The organism is Pseudomonas sp. GW821-FHT05H12 (assembly GCF_059419385.1).
Window position 1 is genome coordinate 40059 of sequence record NZ_JBWKRS010000028.1, and the last position, 13433, is coordinate 53491.

Annotated in this window: 15 protein-coding genes; 2 read left to right on the plus strand and 13 right to left on the minus strand. The window is 60.8% G+C overall.

The features are described 5' to 3' along the window. Window positions 1-36 precede the first annotated feature (36 nt). The 11 genes from AC07SU_RS22220 to AC07SU_RS22270 all read right to left on the minus strand — a co-directional run bounded on the left by AC07SU_RS22220 (window position 37) and on the right by AC07SU_RS22270 (window position 8135). Window positions 37-378, minus strand: a complete 342-nt coding sequence (locus tag AC07SU_RS22220) for a ribonuclease E inhibitor RraB (RefSeq protein WP_003193463.1) — start codon at window positions 376-378, stop codon at window positions 37-39. 214 nt (window positions 379-592) lie between these two features. Further along, window positions 593-829 (minus strand): hypothetical protein, encoded by a 237-nt coding sequence (locus AC07SU_RS22225; protein ID WP_176997890.1) that lies wholly within the window; start codon window positions 827-829, stop codon window positions 593-595. Between the two features lie 103 nt (window positions 830-932). Continuing rightward, window positions 933-1538 carry an START domain-containing protein gene (locus AC07SU_RS22230; RefSeq protein WP_494998248.1) on the minus strand — a complete coding sequence of 202 codons (606 nt, stop codon included), beginning with the start codon at window positions 1536-1538 and terminating at the stop codon, window positions 933-935. A 41-nt stretch (window positions 1539-1579) separates the two neighbouring features. Continuing rightward, window positions 1580-1834 carry a YkgJ family cysteine cluster protein gene (locus AC07SU_RS22235; protein WP_176997892.1) on the minus strand — a complete coding sequence of 85 codons (255 nt, stop codon included), beginning with the start codon at window positions 1832-1834 and terminating at the stop codon, window positions 1580-1582. Window positions 1835-1996: 162 nt separating this feature from the next. Further along, window positions 1997-2488, minus strand: a complete 492-nt coding sequence (locus AC07SU_RS22240; RefSeq protein ID WP_494998249.1) for a translation initiation factor 2 — start codon at window positions 2486-2488, stop codon at window positions 1997-1999. Between the two features lie 104 nt (window positions 2489-2592). Then, on the minus strand, window positions 2593-4032 hold the full coding sequence (locus AC07SU_RS22245) for an aminotransferase-like domain-containing protein (RefSeq protein WP_017138335.1): 1440 nt from the start codon (window positions 4030-4032) through the stop codon (window positions 2593-2595). 250 nt (window positions 4033-4282) lie between these two features. After that, window positions 4283-5098 carry an OmpA family protein gene (locus AC07SU_RS22250; protein ID WP_494998250.1) on the minus strand — a complete coding sequence of 272 codons (816 nt, stop codon included), beginning with the start codon at window positions 5096-5098 and terminating at the stop codon, window positions 4283-4285. Beyond that, entirely contained in the window at window positions 5095-5457 is a 363-nt protein-coding gene (locus AC07SU_RS22255; protein ID WP_176997895.1) for a DUF4398 domain-containing protein, read from the minus strand. The genes AC07SU_RS22250 and AC07SU_RS22255 overlap by 4 nt, the downstream gene beginning before the upstream one ends. A gap of 9 nt (window positions 5458-5466) precedes the next feature. Next, a complete protein-coding gene (locus tag AC07SU_RS22260; RefSeq protein ID WP_494998251.1) occupies window positions 5467-6282 on the minus strand; it encodes a substrate-binding periplasmic protein in 816 nt (271 codons plus the stop codon). Window positions 6283-6453: 171 nt separating this feature from the next. After that, window positions 6454-7383, minus strand: coding sequence for an electron transfer flavoprotein subunit alpha/FixB family protein (locus tag AC07SU_RS22265; protein WP_141063507.1), 930 nt, complete (start codon window positions 7381-7383; stop codon window positions 6454-6456). Window positions 7384-7385: 2 nt separating this feature from the next. After that, window positions 7386-8135, minus strand: a complete 750-nt coding sequence (locus AC07SU_RS22270) for an electron transfer flavoprotein subunit beta/FixA family protein (protein ID WP_176997898.1) — start codon at window positions 8133-8135, stop codon at window positions 7386-7388. A gap of 507 nt (window positions 8136-8642) precedes the next feature. Between AC07SU_RS22270 and AC07SU_RS22275 the strand changes: the two genes are divergently transcribed. Then, complete coding sequence (locus AC07SU_RS22275) at window positions 8643-10307, plus strand: electron transfer flavoprotein-ubiquinone oxidoreductase (RefSeq protein ID WP_176997899.1); 1665 nt, start codon at window positions 8643-8645, stop codon at window positions 10305-10307. A 170-nt stretch (window positions 10308-10477) separates the two neighbouring features. On the opposite strand, the gene AC07SU_RS22280 is transcribed toward AC07SU_RS22275, so the two are convergent. Continuing rightward, the gene (locus tag AC07SU_RS22280; protein WP_176997900.1) at window positions 10478-11371 is read right to left on the minus strand and encodes an AraC family transcriptional regulator; all 894 of its coding nucleotides are present in this window, start codon (window positions 11369-11371) and stop codon (window positions 10478-10480) included. Between the two features lie 182 nt (window positions 11372-11553). Between AC07SU_RS22280 and AC07SU_RS22285 the strand changes: the two genes are divergently transcribed. After that, on the plus strand, window positions 11554-12606 hold the full coding sequence (locus AC07SU_RS22285; RefSeq protein WP_176997901.1) for an NAD(P)-dependent alcohol dehydrogenase: 1053 nt from the start codon (window positions 11554-11556) through the stop codon (window positions 12604-12606). Here the strand turns inward: AC07SU_RS22285 and AC07SU_RS22290 are convergent, their stop codons facing one another. Continuing rightward, window positions 12607-13410 carry an IclR family transcriptional regulator gene (locus AC07SU_RS22290; RefSeq protein ID WP_176997902.1) on the minus strand — a complete coding sequence of 268 codons (804 nt, stop codon included), beginning with the start codon at window positions 13408-13410 and terminating at the stop codon, window positions 12607-12609. It abuts the gene before it with no gap. Window positions 13411-13433 lie beyond the last annotated feature (23 nt).

Genomic DNA, 13433 nt, shown 5'->3' on the forward strand with positions numbered 1-13433 from the left:
CCTAAGGTCAGCCGATACGCTGTGTTTCTCATACTGCTACATGGGTAACCCACGCACCTCCTGCTTGACGCCCCAGCCTTCGATGATCCCGCCCAGCGGCTCGACCACCGCTTCAAAGTCTTGCTCGAAGTCTCCTATGCCGTCGTAGGTCGCGAACATGATTTTGCTCAGTTCCAGGTACCAGGCGCCGTCGTCGCGCGCACTGACCTGGGCATTCAGGGATTCCCCGCGAAACCGACCCGCCGCCCTGCGCGCCCGTTCCTCATCCGGGAAAATGGCGTAGAACTCGATGGGGTGGAAACGTGAGAAGTCGAAGCCGCCTTCTTTCATGCGGCGCAGAACGTTGGTGCTGATGTCTTCTTGATAGGCTGTGCTCATGAAAAGTGCTCCTCAAATTGATGGATAGACTTTCCGTGCTTCCCGAAGCCCGCGCCCTAACGGCGCGGGTGCTACGGCAAATAACAACACCGAGGGAAAACAAGCATGTAGCTGACAAGACCAGACCTTAGCGAATCATTCGCTGATCTCGATTGCAGAGTAGCGCGAAGCTATCACCTCCACCAGAGGCGCTTTAATGGCAGTCAGGGAATGTTCAGGCGGCAGGCGAGATGTCGAGGATCTGGATACTGTTCTGGTCTTTGAGGATCTTGACCGTCGGCTCGGGCTTGCGGCCCTCCAGGTCATTGAGGTCAAGCTCGGCCGCAACGGGCACCAGCTTGTTGCGAATCATGTGCGCAGCGTCTTCGAGGCTGGGCTTTTGTTCGCAGGTGAACTGCTCCACAGCTTTAACGCCGTGGTCATCAACGAAGGTAATTTGCCACGTTTGCATCGGTGCCTCCTCGATAAAGCCCGCGTGTGGGCTCACATCTATCTGGACCTTGGGGGTTCGCCAAACGTTCCACCCAAGGCCGGAGGCACCGGACCGATAGCGCTTACTTCTCGGCGCGTTCCTTGAGGGCTTTCAAGGTGTTGAACGGCGCGTCCACCACGAACTTGTTGGCCAACCACGACGGCACGCTACCACCTGGCTCGGTGTGCACCTGGTAAGTGACTTCGGTCTGGCTGTCGCCTTTTGGCACCAGCTTCCAGTAGCCATCCACCTGGGCCACACGCACGTAGCCTTTGACTTCAGGCTGGTAGGTCGGCACTTCCAGCAGCTTGCGGGTCACGGTACCGTCAGCCGCCTTGCTGGTGGTGATTTCGAGGATGGAATCGCGGTCGGTCACCGGGAACGGTGCCTTGAACTGGGTGTAGGTCCAGCTCTTGTCACCTTCGGTTTTCAGCAATTTCTGCGATTTGCACTCGTGGATCCAGGTGCAAGCGCCGACGGCGTCTTCCTGCAGCGCTACGATTTTTGCCACCGGAGCCTTGATCACGGTCACACCGCGATAGGCCTTGTACTTGGAGCCGGCAATTTCGCTCAAAGACACTTTGATACCGTCTTCGTCCTTGGCGACTTGCCAATCCTCAGCCTGGGCAGTGGCAGCAAACAACACCGTAAAACCGCACAACACAGCCATTCGTTTCAGCGAACCCATTGTTGTATTCCTTATTGTTGAAGTTCCGATAGTAAAGCCCATCAAGCCGCCGTCATCTGCTCCCACCAGCCGATCAACCGGATTGCATCGGCCTGGTCGGTGCCACACACCTCAGGATCTGCCTTGAAATCACTGCACACCGCAGGGCGCTCCGGCTGGCCGAACAGCAGGCATAGCTGTTCGACCGACAAGTGCAGGCAACGCTCCCCCGCAGGTTTGCCCTGAGGCATTCCCGGCAGCGGTGAACTGATGGAGGGGGCGATGCAGCAAGCGCCACAGCCTTCACGGCATTTCATGACCAGCAGGTCCTCGACGACTCAATGTGGATGGCCGGGCTAGAGTACGCCCTAAAACAGCCGTTTTAAAATGGTCTAACAGGGGTTTTTCGCACAAAACAAAAGTGACTGACCAGTCTGCGACAGATGGTCGAAGGTCGGGGTCACCTTCGGGGGAAAAGTTTACTGCTTGAATTCGAAATCCAGCGCGGCGCCTTCCACTTCACGCCGCTCTTCGTTACGCAGTTGCAGCTTCATCTCGTTGCTGAGCAGGCGGCCGTTGATCTGGAACGCGCTGTTGTCCGACGGCTTCTCACCGAACATCGGCGGCAACAACGGCACACTCTTGGGCTTGGGCATGGTGCCAATCGGCTGCAAGTGCCGGACCATGTCCGACGGCAGGGAAAGGTCCAACTGTGCCGGTGGCAGTTGGGTCTGGGCGACTTCATGGGCCGATTTGGACTTGCTGGCGATCGGTGCACGCTTTTTGACCGCCGCCGCCTTTTTCTTGGCGGCCGGGGCTTTTTTAGCCGGGGCCGGTTTCTTCGCGGGGGTCTTCTGCTGGCTGCTGGCGGCGGGCTTGCTGTCTGTCACGGGGGTTGCCGCCAGCACCGTGCCGACGTTGCACAGGCTTAGCAGGCCAATCACCACAGCAGCGCGAAAAATAGAGGTCATATCGCCAACAGCATTAACGGCAGAGGGCCATATGCTCGCTTGTTGTGCGCGGCATGACAAGCGTGCTGATCTGCCAGCGATCGGTACTGTCCCCAATGCACGCCTCAAAAACCCGCTGCGGTTTCCTGGCACAACTGGCTGGCGAGCATCCCCAGGGTCATCAGCGCGCGCTCTGCCTCGCGGTTCCACGGGGTGCCGCAGTTGAGGCGAATACAGTGGTTGAACTGTTCCGTATTACTGAATATCACCCCGGGCGCAATGCTGATGCCCTGCTGCAGGGCGCGCACGTGCAGTTCCTGAGTATTGACCCGGCCCGGCAAACTGACCCACAAGATAAAGCCCCCCGTCGGACGAGTCATTTGCGTGCCTTCCGGGAAATACTGCTGCACCGCCAGCTGAAATGCGCTGAGGTTCTTGCGGTATTCCTGGCGGATGTAGCGCAGGTGCCGGTCATAGCCACCGTTTTCCAGGTAGGCCGCGACGCCCATCTGGGTCACGCTGCACGCCGAGTGGGTGCTGAACATCTGCAAACGCTGGATTTCCTGCTGGTACTTACCGGCGATCATCCAGCCGATACGCACACCCGGCGACAAGGTCTTGGAAAAACTCGAACAGTAGATCACCCGGTCCAGGCGGTCATAGGCTTTAAGCGCCTTGGTGCGGCCGAGTTCGAACATCAGCTCGCCGTAGATATCATCCTCGACGATCTGGATATCAAAGTCCGACGCCAGGCGCAGCAGTTGCTTCTGGCGCTCCTCGGGCATGGTCGCGCCGAGCGGGTTGCTCAAGCGCGTGGTCAGCACCAGGGCCTTGATCGACCATTGGTTGGCCGCCAATTGCAGGGCTTCCAGGCTCATGCCGGTGGCGGGGTCGCTGGGGATCTCGATGACCTTGAGGCCCAACAGGTCGGCCAGTTGCAGCAAACCGTAGTAGGTCGGTGACTCAGCGGCGATCAGGTCGCCAGGGCGTGTGAGCACACGCAACGACATCTGCAACGCGTCGACACAGCCGTGGGTAATCACCACTTCGGAAGGGTCCACCACCACGCCGGCGTCGCGCATGCGAATCGCCACCTGGCGGCGCAACGGCTCGAAGCCAGGGCTGAACATGTAGCTGAACGCCCGCGGGCTCTGGAAACGCGTGACCTTGGCCAACTGCTGGTGCAGTGCCCGTACGGGCAGGTAGTCGACACTCGGCACGGCCGCGCCCAGCGGGAACACCCCTTCGCGGCGCGACTCGACCAAGACCTGCTGGATGATGCTGCTGCGGGTGACCAACCCTGGGCGCTCGACCCGTGCGATGTCCGGCGTAGGGGCCGTCAGCGCGGGGGTCTGGTGCACGTAGTAGCCCGATTGCGGCCGCGCCCGGATCAGCCCCTGGTCTTCCAGGTTGGCGTAGGCCTGCAATACCGTCGCATGGCTCACATTGAGCTGGGAGCTCATCTTGCGCACCGAAGGCACGCGCTCCCCCGGTTGATAGACACCGCGCCGGATATCCTCAGCCAGTTGCTGGGCGATACGTTGGTAAAGCAACAGATTGGTCATGACGCAGCACTCGATTTCACGGATATTTTATTTTTGTGTGAAACATACCGGCACAGTTTAGAAGTGTACGGGGACAGTTGCCACAATAGTCGAGCGCGGGCGGGAGTGACAGTAAAAACTGTAAGGGTGTACACCAAACAACGGTGGGAGCTGGCTTGCCTGCGAAGACGGTGTGTCAACCAATGAAATATTGACTGATACACCGCCTTCGCAGGCAAGCCAGCTCCCACATTTTGATCGGTGCCAGGCGTTAGCGGGCGGCGCCGAGTTGGCCTTTTTCATCAGAGAAGACGATCTCGACCCGGCGGTTCTGCGCCCTGCCCCGCTCGGAAGCGTTGGCCTCCACCGGGTACTGATCGCCATACCCCTGGACTTCGATGCGTTGCTCATCAATGCCCAGGTCCATCAACACATCGGCCACCGATTGCGCACGGTCGCGGGACAGTTTCAGGTTTTCCTGCTCGCCGCCGGTGTTGTCGGTGTAACCCTCGATGCGCACTGTGCGCTTGGGGTTCAGTTGCAGGAACTGCACGATTTTCAGCACGGTGCGGTTGGCCGAGTTTTCCAGCTCGGCTTCACCGGTGTCGAACAGCACATCGCCCAAGGTCATCACCAAACCTCGATCGGTCTGGGTGGTGGTCAGGCTGGCGATTTGCTGCTCAAGCCACTTGCCTTGCTGCTGCACGCTGGCCAGCTTGTTTTCACGCAGGGCCAGTTGCAGGCGCTGGCGCTCCAGTTCTAGCTTGACGCCGCGCTCGGCGTTGAGCGCCTGTTCGGTGTGTTCACGGGCGATGGCACTGTAGCGCTGGCTCAGGTAGGCGTAATGCACCACGTCGGCGCCGCTGCCCCAGTAGCTGGACAAACGGTCGGCGCGGGCCAGGGACTCGCCGGCACGGATAATGTCCTTGGGCGCAAAGCGCAGCACGTTGGCATCTTCCTTGACCTTCTGGAAGTCATTGCTGGCCAGTTGCAAGGCCTGCTCGCTGTTGGGCTGGCTGGCACAACCGCCCAACGCCGCGCTGCCCAGCAGCAACACACAGCTCAAACCACGGATCAACGGGCTCATTGGGCTTCTCCCAACTGCAATTGCTTGCGCAGGCGGGTGATCCGCGTGTTGAGCACGTTCAGCTGTTCCTGGCTCTTGCGGGTCAGCACCTGGGCTTCGGCCAGGCGTGCGTCCAGCTCGGCCTGTTCGGCACGCATGCGCGCGTGTTTGTAGGACTGGTCGGCCATGTCGGCCTTGGCCCGGGCGAATTTGTCTTCAGCCAGTTTCAGTTCAGGCGATTCATCGGTGCTGGCGCCCACCGCGCTGGCTTGTTCCAGGGCCTGCTGGGTGAGGCGTATTTGTTCATTCGGCGCAGGATCGGCTGCACATCCCGCCAGAGCGACAACGGCGAGGGCCGCGAAAAGAGGTCGAAGAGTCACTGAAAATCCTTACTTTGCTGGGGTGCCGACAGGTTGCTGCAATTGCGCTTTCCAACGCTCCAGATTGCGCTGCAACGCCGCTTGCGCCACACCGGAAGCGGGCAATTCTGTCATCTTTTTGGCCAACTGTCCGCGCAGCCACGGATCATTGCAGGCCGAGTTGTGGGAAATCGCCAGGTACAGGCCCGGCTGGTCGATGGGTACTTCGCGGGCGACCAAGTCATTGCTCATGCCCAGGGTCTGGGCCATGGCCATGCCGGAATAACGTCCGGCCAGCACATAGTCCACCTCACCGAGCAGCAGCTTCTGAAACGCCGGGGTCAGGGTGGGCAAACGCTGCAAGCTGAGTTGCTGGCCGGCAAACGTCTCGAAGTCGGCACTCAAGCGCGCCCGCTCTGACACTGCGCCCTTGTGGCCATGCAGGTCCGCGGCCGAGGCATACACCAGCGGCGAGTCCTTGCGGGTCCACACCAGGTAATCGATCTGCACCAGCGCCGGGTGGATGTAGTCGAGGGTTTCCAGCTCGCCCAGGTTCAGCGGCGCATCAGCCAGGATGTCCATGCGCCCGCTGCGCACTTCCTCCAGTGCCAGGGAGCGCTTGCCGCCGTAGAGCAGGTCGATTTTCAGGCCGAGGTCCTTGCCCACCTGTTGCAACACATCGGCGGTGGCGCCGATCAGGTGCGTCGGGTCTTGCGGGTCACGCCACAGCAGCGGTGGCGCATCCGGGCTGCCGGTGATCACCAGGCGCTCGCATTTGCCGGCGGCCAGCGCCAGGCCCGGCAGCAGTGACAGGCCAAGCAGCCCCACCCAACGACGCAATTCCATGACACCTCCTCCCAATGACAAACGCATCCCTTGTAGGAGCCGGCTTGCCGGCGATGAGGCCGTTGAAATCACCGAACATTTCAAGGACGCCATCGCCGGCAAGCCGGCTCCTACAAAGGCAAAAAAAAGCCCGGTCATAAGACCGGGCTCTTTATAAGTGAAGCGGCTGGATTAGACCAGCTTCTCCAATTCAGGTACGGCTTCGAACAAGTCCGCCACCAGGCCGTAATCGGCCACCTGGAAGATCGGTGCTTCTTCGTCCTTGTTGATCGCGACGATCACTTTGGAGTCTTTCATACCGGCCAAGTGCTGGATCGCGCCGGAGATACCGACGGCGATGTACAGCTGTGGCGCGACGATCTTGCCGGTCTGGCCGACCTGCATGTCGTTGGGTACGAAACCTGCGTCGACGGCCGCGCGGGAAGCGCCGACCGCAGCGCCCAGCTTGTCGGCCAGGGCGTACAGGTGCTTGAAGTTGTCACCGTTCTGCATGCCACGGCCGCCGGAAACGACGATCTTGGCAGCGGTCAGCTCAGGACGGTCCGACTTGGCCAGCTCTTCGCCAACAAAGCTGGAAGTGCCAGCGTCGTGGGCAGCGGCAACAGCTTCAACGGCAGCCGACCCCCCTTCTGCAGCAACCGGGTCGAAACCGGTGGCACGCACGGTGATCACTTTGATGGCAGCGGTCGATTGCACGGTGGCAATGGCGTTACCGGCGTAGATCGGGCGCTTGAAGGTGTCAGCGCTTTCAACCGAGATGATCTCGGAGATCTGGTCAACGTCCAGTTGCGCGGCAACGCGTGGCAGGATGTTTTTGCCGTTGGAGGTAGCGGCAGCCAGGATGTGGCTGTAGCCAGCGCCCAGCTCTGCAACCAGCGGGGCCACGTTTTCCGGCAGCTGATGCGCGTAGGCCGCATTGTCAGCGTTCAGGACTTTGCTCACGCCTGCGATTTTCGCAGCGGCTTCAGCCACGGCGCCAGCGCCTTGGCCTGCTACCAGCACGTGAATGTCGCCACCGATTTTAGCGGCAGCGGCCACGGTGTTCAGGGTGGCCGGGGCCAGCACCTTGTTATCGTGTTCTGCGATTACCAAGATAGTCATGGTTAGATTACCTTCGCTTCGTTTTTCAGTTTCTCGACCAGTTCTGCAACCGACTTGACCTTGATGCCCGCGCTGCGCGCAGCCGGTGCTTCAACCTTGACGGTCTTGTTGGTGGAGGCGGTGGAAACGCCCAAAGCGTCTGGAGTCACCGACTCAAGCGGCTTCTTCTTGGCTTTCATGATGTTTGGCAGGGACGCGTAGCGCGGCTCGTTCAAACGCAGGTCGGTGGTGACGATGGCCGGCAGTTTCAACGAAACGGTTTGTGCGCCGCCGTCGATTTCACGGGTCACTGCGACGCTGTCGCCATTTACTTCAACTTTGGAAGCGAAGGTGCCTTGGCCGTAACCGGTCAGGGCAGCCAGCATCTGGCCAGTCTGGTTGTTGTCGCTGTCGATAGCCTGTTTGCCGAGGATCACCAGCTGAGGCTGCTCCTTGTCGACAACGGCTTTGAGCAGCTTGGCAACGGCCAGGGAGGTCAGCTCTTCAGCGGACTCAACCAGGATGGCGCGGTCGGCGCCCAGTGCCAGGGCGGTACGCAGCTGCTCTTGGGCAGTGGTCGGGCCGATGGAAACCACGACGATTTCAGTCGCCACGCCTTTCTCTTTCAGGCGGACGGCTTCTTCCACAGCGATTTCGCAGAAAGGGTTCATCGACATCTTGACGTTAGCAAGGTCGACGCCGGAATTGTCCGCCTTGACGCGAACTTTCACGTTGTAATCGACAACGCGTTTGACAGCTACAAGAACCTTCATGGATTCCTCGTTACTCTCCGGTGAAAAGAAAGTCGCCTAGGCGAACCTGGCGGTTGATGCTCATCGGCACACAAGGGCACCTCCAAAAACGTCGGCGGATGACCTTGCTCACGGGAAGTGATGACCGTTCGTCAGCAGTGACTGAGAGGTCATTCTTTATCGCAGCGTGTAAACTGCGCGCCATTGCTTGGACGCGCGCCACCTTTCTTGCTTTTGGACGTGCTCTTGAAACCTGCAGTCTGCCTACGGTAAGCGCAAAACCGACCGTATATTGACCGGAACGCCTATTCTGGTCAATACGGCAAAATAGCCCGTCATAAGCCGCGTCTCTTTGATTTACCTAGCCTGCGAGCAATTCAAACAAACGTTTGTATTGGACGCTGCCAGTGGTGTAGATATAATGCGCCACCTAGAGAGAAAGGTGGGTCCTGCCGTTGCTGCAAGACGACACCGAACCTCCACCCATTAGAAAAAAAAGCCTGTTGAGCCTTGAGTAGGAGATAGCCTGTGGAACGCGAATACATGGAATTCGACGTGGTCATCGTCGGCGCTGGCCCGGCGGGACTGTCTGCCGCCTGCCGACTGAAGCAGAAGGCCGCCGAAGCCGGTAAGGAAATCAGCGTCTGCGTGGTCGAGAAAGGCTCCGAAGTCGGCGCCCATATCCTCTCCGGTGCCGTGTTCGAACCACGCGCCCTGAACGAACTGTTCCCGGACTGGAAAGAACTCGGCGCCCCGCTCAACACCCCGGTGGTGCGCGATGACATCTATGTACTGCGCAGCCCCGAAGCCTCCACCAAGGTCCCTGACTTCTTTGTGCCCAAGACCATGCACAACGAAGGCAACTACATCATCTCCCTGGGCAACCTGTGCCGCTGGCTGGCCCAGCAGGCCGAGAACCTGGGCGTGGAAGTCTACCCAGGCTTCGCCGCCCAGGAAGCACTGTTCGACGAAAACGGCGTGGTACGCGGGATCATCACCGGCGACCTCGGCGTCGACCGTGAAGGCAACCCGAAAGAAGGCGTCTACACCCCCGGCATGGAACTGCGTGGCAAGTACACGCTGTTCGCCGAAGGCTGCCGCGGCCACATCGGCAAGCAACTGATCCAGCGCTTCAACCTGGACAGCGACGCCGACGCCCAGCACTACGGCATCGGCCTGAAAGAAATCTGGGAAATCGACCCGGCCAAGCACCAGCCAGGCCTGGTGGTGCACACCGCCGGTTGGCCACTGGACATCATGAGCGCCGAGAACACCGGTGGCTCGTTCCTCTACCACCTGGAAAACAACCAGGTGGTCGTCGGCCTGATCGTCGACCTGTCCTACAGCAACACCTTCCTGTCGCCGTTCGATGAGTTCCAGCGCCTCAAGCACCACCCGGTGCTGGCCCAGTACCTCGAAGGCGGCAAGCGCATCAGCTACGGTGCCCGTGCCATCTGCAAAGGCGGCCTGAACTCGTTGCCGAAGATGGTTTTCAAAGGTGGCGCGCTGATCGGTTGCGACCTCGGCACCCTGAACTTCGCCAAGATCAAGGGCAGCCACACCGCGATGAAGTCCGGCATGCTCGCCGCCGACGCCGTGGCCGACCGCCTGTTCGCCGAATCCGAAGGCGGTGATGAACTGACCGCTTACGTCGACAGCTTCAAGAACAGCTGGCTCTACGAAGAACTGTTCGCCAGCCGCAACTTCGGCCCGGCGATGCACAAGTTCGGCCCGATCCTCGGCGCAGGTTTCAACTGGTTCGACCAGAACATCCTGGGCGGCAAGATGCCGTTCACCCTGCACGACACCAAGCCGGACTACGCCTGCCTCAAGCTGGCCAAGGACAGCAAGAAGATCGACTACCCCAAACCCGACGGCAAGCTGAGCTTCGACAAGTTGAGCTCGGTGTTCCTCTCCAGCACCAACCATGAAGAAGAGCAACCGTGCCACTTGAAGCTCAAGGACCCGAGCATCCCACTCGGCACCAACCTGCCGCTCTACGATGAACCGGCGCAGCGCTACTGCCCGGCTGGCGTGTATGAGGTGATCACCAAGGAAGACGGCGAGAAGCGCTTCCAGATCAACGCCCAGAACTGCGTGCACTGCAAGACCTGTGACATCAAGGACCCTTCGCAGAACATCACGTGGGTCACGCCGGAAGGCGCGGGCGGGCCGACTTACCCGAATATGTAAGCCAAAAAAAGGCTCCCAAATGGGAGCCTTTTTTTACAGCTGACACAGCGCGGTCAGTTGTGGGAGCTGGCTTGCCTGCGATAGCGGTGGGCCAGCTATACATAAGGCACTGACAGACCGCTATCGCAGGCAAGCCAGCTCCCACATTGACCGGGTTGAATCAATAAGATTTAGGCAGCGCGCTCTTCACCCGGGCTGCGCTCGAAGTAGCGTTTGTACTCGCGGCTGAACTGCGACGTGCTCTGATACCCCACGCGATGCGCCGCCTGCGCCACGCCCATGCCCTCCACCAGCAGCAATTGCTGAGCCTTGAGCAGCCGCAAACGCTTGAGGTACTGCACCGGCGACAACATCGTGCAGCGCTTGAAATGCTCGTGAAAGGTCGACGCACTCATGTGTGCATACCCGGCCAAGGTCTCGATGTTCAGCGGCTCGTCGTAATGGGCGTGCAGGTGACTCAACGACGTGGCAATCCGCGAAAACTGTCCCTGCTGTTCCACCAACGCGCGCAGCACATCTGCCTGTGGCCCGCGCAATGCGGTGAACAATAATTCGCGCACCCGCGCCGGGCCCATGATCCGACTTTCCAGCGGATCGTGCAGGCACTGCAACAGCCGCTCGACGCAACCGCGCATCGCATCATCGAGCACCACCGAACTCATCGACTCCAGGGTCTGCGCCGTCGGTGGCGGCCCGGCCTGAATGCCCATGGCCATAACCAATTCACCCAGCACCACGCGGTCGATCCCCACCGTCACGCCAAACAGCGGCGCATCGGGCGCCATGGCAAAGGTCTCGCACTCGAACGGCACCGGCATCGCCTGGATCAGGTAATGCCCGGCGCCGTACTCCAGCGTACGCGGGCCCAGGTACGCGACTTTGCTGCCCTGGGCCACGAACATCAGGCTCGGCTCATAGATCTGCGGCCCGCGCGCCACGTCGCAACTGGCGCGCAACACCTGCACGCCGGGCAGGTTCGTCGGGGAGAAACCGTCGCAGGGCGTAAGCCCCTCGATCAAGGCAACCAGGGTGGCGTTGGCATCGAGATGGCGGGTCAACAACATGGCAAAAAACTTCGCGAAAAAGGGATGAGAACATCATCGCAGGTCTGAAGGCACATGGATCCAAACACCCGGCACTCCCGGACGAATAGGCATGAGGTTCGGAGCAATCGCCATGGCCGCCCACCGACCCTGCGCGGAAAATGCGCCGCCTCACCTGTGATTGCTTTTGCGAGGTTGCCTCCATGTACACCGCTATCGGTTATGCCGCCCAGTCGCCTACCACGCCCCTGGCCCCCATGTCGTTCGAGCGCCGCAGCCCGCGCGCCGATGACGTGGCCATCGAGATTCTCTACTGCGGCGTGTGCCACTCCGACATCCACCAGGCTCGCAACGAATGGGGCATCGCCGTGTACCCGCTGATGCCCGGCCACGAAATTGTCGGCAAAGTCACCGCCGTCGGCGCCAGCGTCACCGCGCACAAAGTCGGTGACCTGGTCGGCGTCGGCTGCATGGTCGACTCGTGCCGTCACTGCGACGCTTGCCACGCGGACCTTGAGCAATACTGCCTCGAAGGTCCGACCATGACCTACGCCACCCCGGACCGTGTAGACGGCAGCAACACCATGGGCGGCTACTCCGACAGTATCGTAGTCAGCGAGCACTTTGTGGTGAAGATCCCGGCCACGCTCGACCTGGCCAGCGCCGCGCCGATCCTCTGCGCCGGCATCACCACCTACTCGCCGCTCAAGCATTACGGCGTGAAGGCCGGCGACAAAGTCGGCGTGCTGGGCATGGGCGGTTTGGGCCACATGGGCATCAAGTTCGCCAAGGCGATGGGCGCGGAAGTCACGCTGTTCACCCGCTCGGCCAGCAAGGCGGAAGAAGGTCGTCGCCAGGGTGCCGACCACGTGATCGTGTCCACCGACGACGCACAGATGCAGGCCGCTGCCGGGCAGTTCGACTTCCTGCTGGACACCATCCCGGTGCAGCACGACCTGAACCCCTACCTCGACACCCTGCGCTTTGACGGCGTGCATATCCTGGTCGGCCTGATCGAACCGGTCGACCCACCGGTCAACGCCGCCAAGCTGGTATTGGGCCGTAAAGTGCTGGCCGGCTCGCTGATCGGCGGCATTGCCGAAACCCAGGAAGTCCTGGATTTCTGCGCCGAGCACAACATCACCTGCGACATCGAAATGCTCGACATCCGCCAGATCAACGAGGCTTACGCGCGCATGATCGCCGGCGACGTGAAGTACCGCTTTGTCATCGACATGGCGACCCTGAAGGCCTGATCAGGCCTTCGCGCCCAACTCCGCTGACAGCCGCGCTGCGACCTGTTTGACCACAGGGATCAGCTCGGCCATTTTCTCCAGCGGCATGTAGGGCACGGTACTGGCGATGCTGATGCCGGCGACGATTCGCCGGCTGGCATCGCGCACCGGTGCCGCCACGCAACGGATCGACGGTTCGTTGTCTTCCAGATCGAACGCAAAGCCCCCCACCACGTACTCGTGCATGCGCTGCTCGAACTGCGCCCAGGACTGTTCCGGGTGCTGCGGCCACGGCTGGTGTTTACCGGCAACCGGCTGGCTCACTTCGTACAGGCGCTGCCATTCCTGCACCGGGTCATCCAGCAGCAACGCCTTGCCAATACCGGTACGCGCCAACGGCATGCGATGGCCGACCCGCGAGCGCATTTCCGGGCCATTGCGCCCCGGGTTCTTGTGCAGGTACAGCACGTCGTCGTATTCACGAATGGCCAGGTGAATGGTGTCGCCGGTCAATGCCGACAGCTCATCCAGATAAGGAATGGCCAAGGTCACCAGCGGCAACTCTTCACGTGCCTGGAAACCCAGTTCGATGAGCTTGGGGCCCAGCAGGTAACCGACTTGCGGCACCACGCGCAGGTAGCGCTCTTCCACCAGGCAACTGGCCAGGCGGTGGGTGGTGCTGCGGGTGGTGCCGATGCGCCGGGCGATCTCTTTCAGATCCCGCGCACCGGCCGCCACCGCCTGCACCACGCCCAGGCCACGCAACAGAGTTTGGGTGCCGGTGGGGGCGGTTTCTTTGACGGTGGGCTGAGGGTTTTCCTGCATATCGGGCCTATAAGTGTAAAAAG

Excerpts from the sequence above, each read along its gene's own strand:
- AC07SU_RS22260 (WP_494998251.1), bottom strand. The coding sequence starts at position 6,282 with ATGGAATTGCGTCGTTGGGTGGGGCTGCTTGGCCTGTCACTGCTGCCG.
- AC07SU_RS22285 (WP_176997901.1), top strand. The coding sequence starts at position 11,554 with ATGTACACCGCTATCGGTTATGCCGCCCAGTCGCCTACCACGCCCCTG.
- AC07SU_RS22280 (WP_176997900.1), bottom strand. The coding sequence starts at position 11,371 with ATGTTGTTGACCCGCCATCTCGATGCCAACGCCACCCTGGTTGCCTTG.
- AC07SU_RS22265 (WP_141063507.1), bottom strand. The coding sequence starts at position 7,383 with ATGACTATCTTGGTAATCGCAGAACACGATAACAAGGTGCTGGCCCCG.
- AC07SU_RS22250 (WP_494998250.1), bottom strand. The coding sequence starts at position 5,098 with ATGAGCCCGTTGATCCGTGGTTTGAGCTGTGTGTTGCTGCTGGGCAGC.
- AC07SU_RS22240 (WP_494998249.1), bottom strand. The coding sequence starts at position 2,488 with ATGACCTCTATTTTTCGCGCTGCTGTGGTGATTGGCCTGCTAAGCCTG.
- AC07SU_RS22235 (WP_176997892.1), bottom strand. The coding sequence starts at position 1,834 with ATGAAATGCCGTGAAGGCTGTGGCGCTTGCTGCATCGCCCCCTCCATC.
- AC07SU_RS22290 (WP_176997902.1), bottom strand. The coding sequence starts at position 13,410 with ATGCAGGAAAACCCTCAGCCCACCGTCAAAGAAACCGCCCCCACCGGC.
- AC07SU_RS22245 (WP_017138335.1), bottom strand. The coding sequence starts at position 4,032 with ATGACCAATCTGTTGCTTTACCAACGTATCGCCCAGCAACTGGCTGAG.
- AC07SU_RS22225 (WP_176997890.1), bottom strand. The coding sequence starts at position 829 with ATGCAAACGTGGCAAATTACCTTCGTTGATGACCACGGCGTTAAAGCT.
- AC07SU_RS22230 (WP_494998248.1), bottom strand. The coding sequence starts at position 1,538 with ATGGGTTCGCTGAAACGAATGGCTGTGTTGTGCGGTTTTACGGTGTTG.
- AC07SU_RS22270 (WP_176997898.1), bottom strand. The coding sequence starts at position 8,135 with ATGAAGGTTCTTGTAGCTGTCAAACGCGTTGTCGATTACAACGTGAAA.
- AC07SU_RS22220 (WP_003193463.1), bottom strand. The coding sequence starts at position 378 with ATGAGCACAGCCTATCAAGAAGACATCAGCACCAACGTTCTGCGCCGC.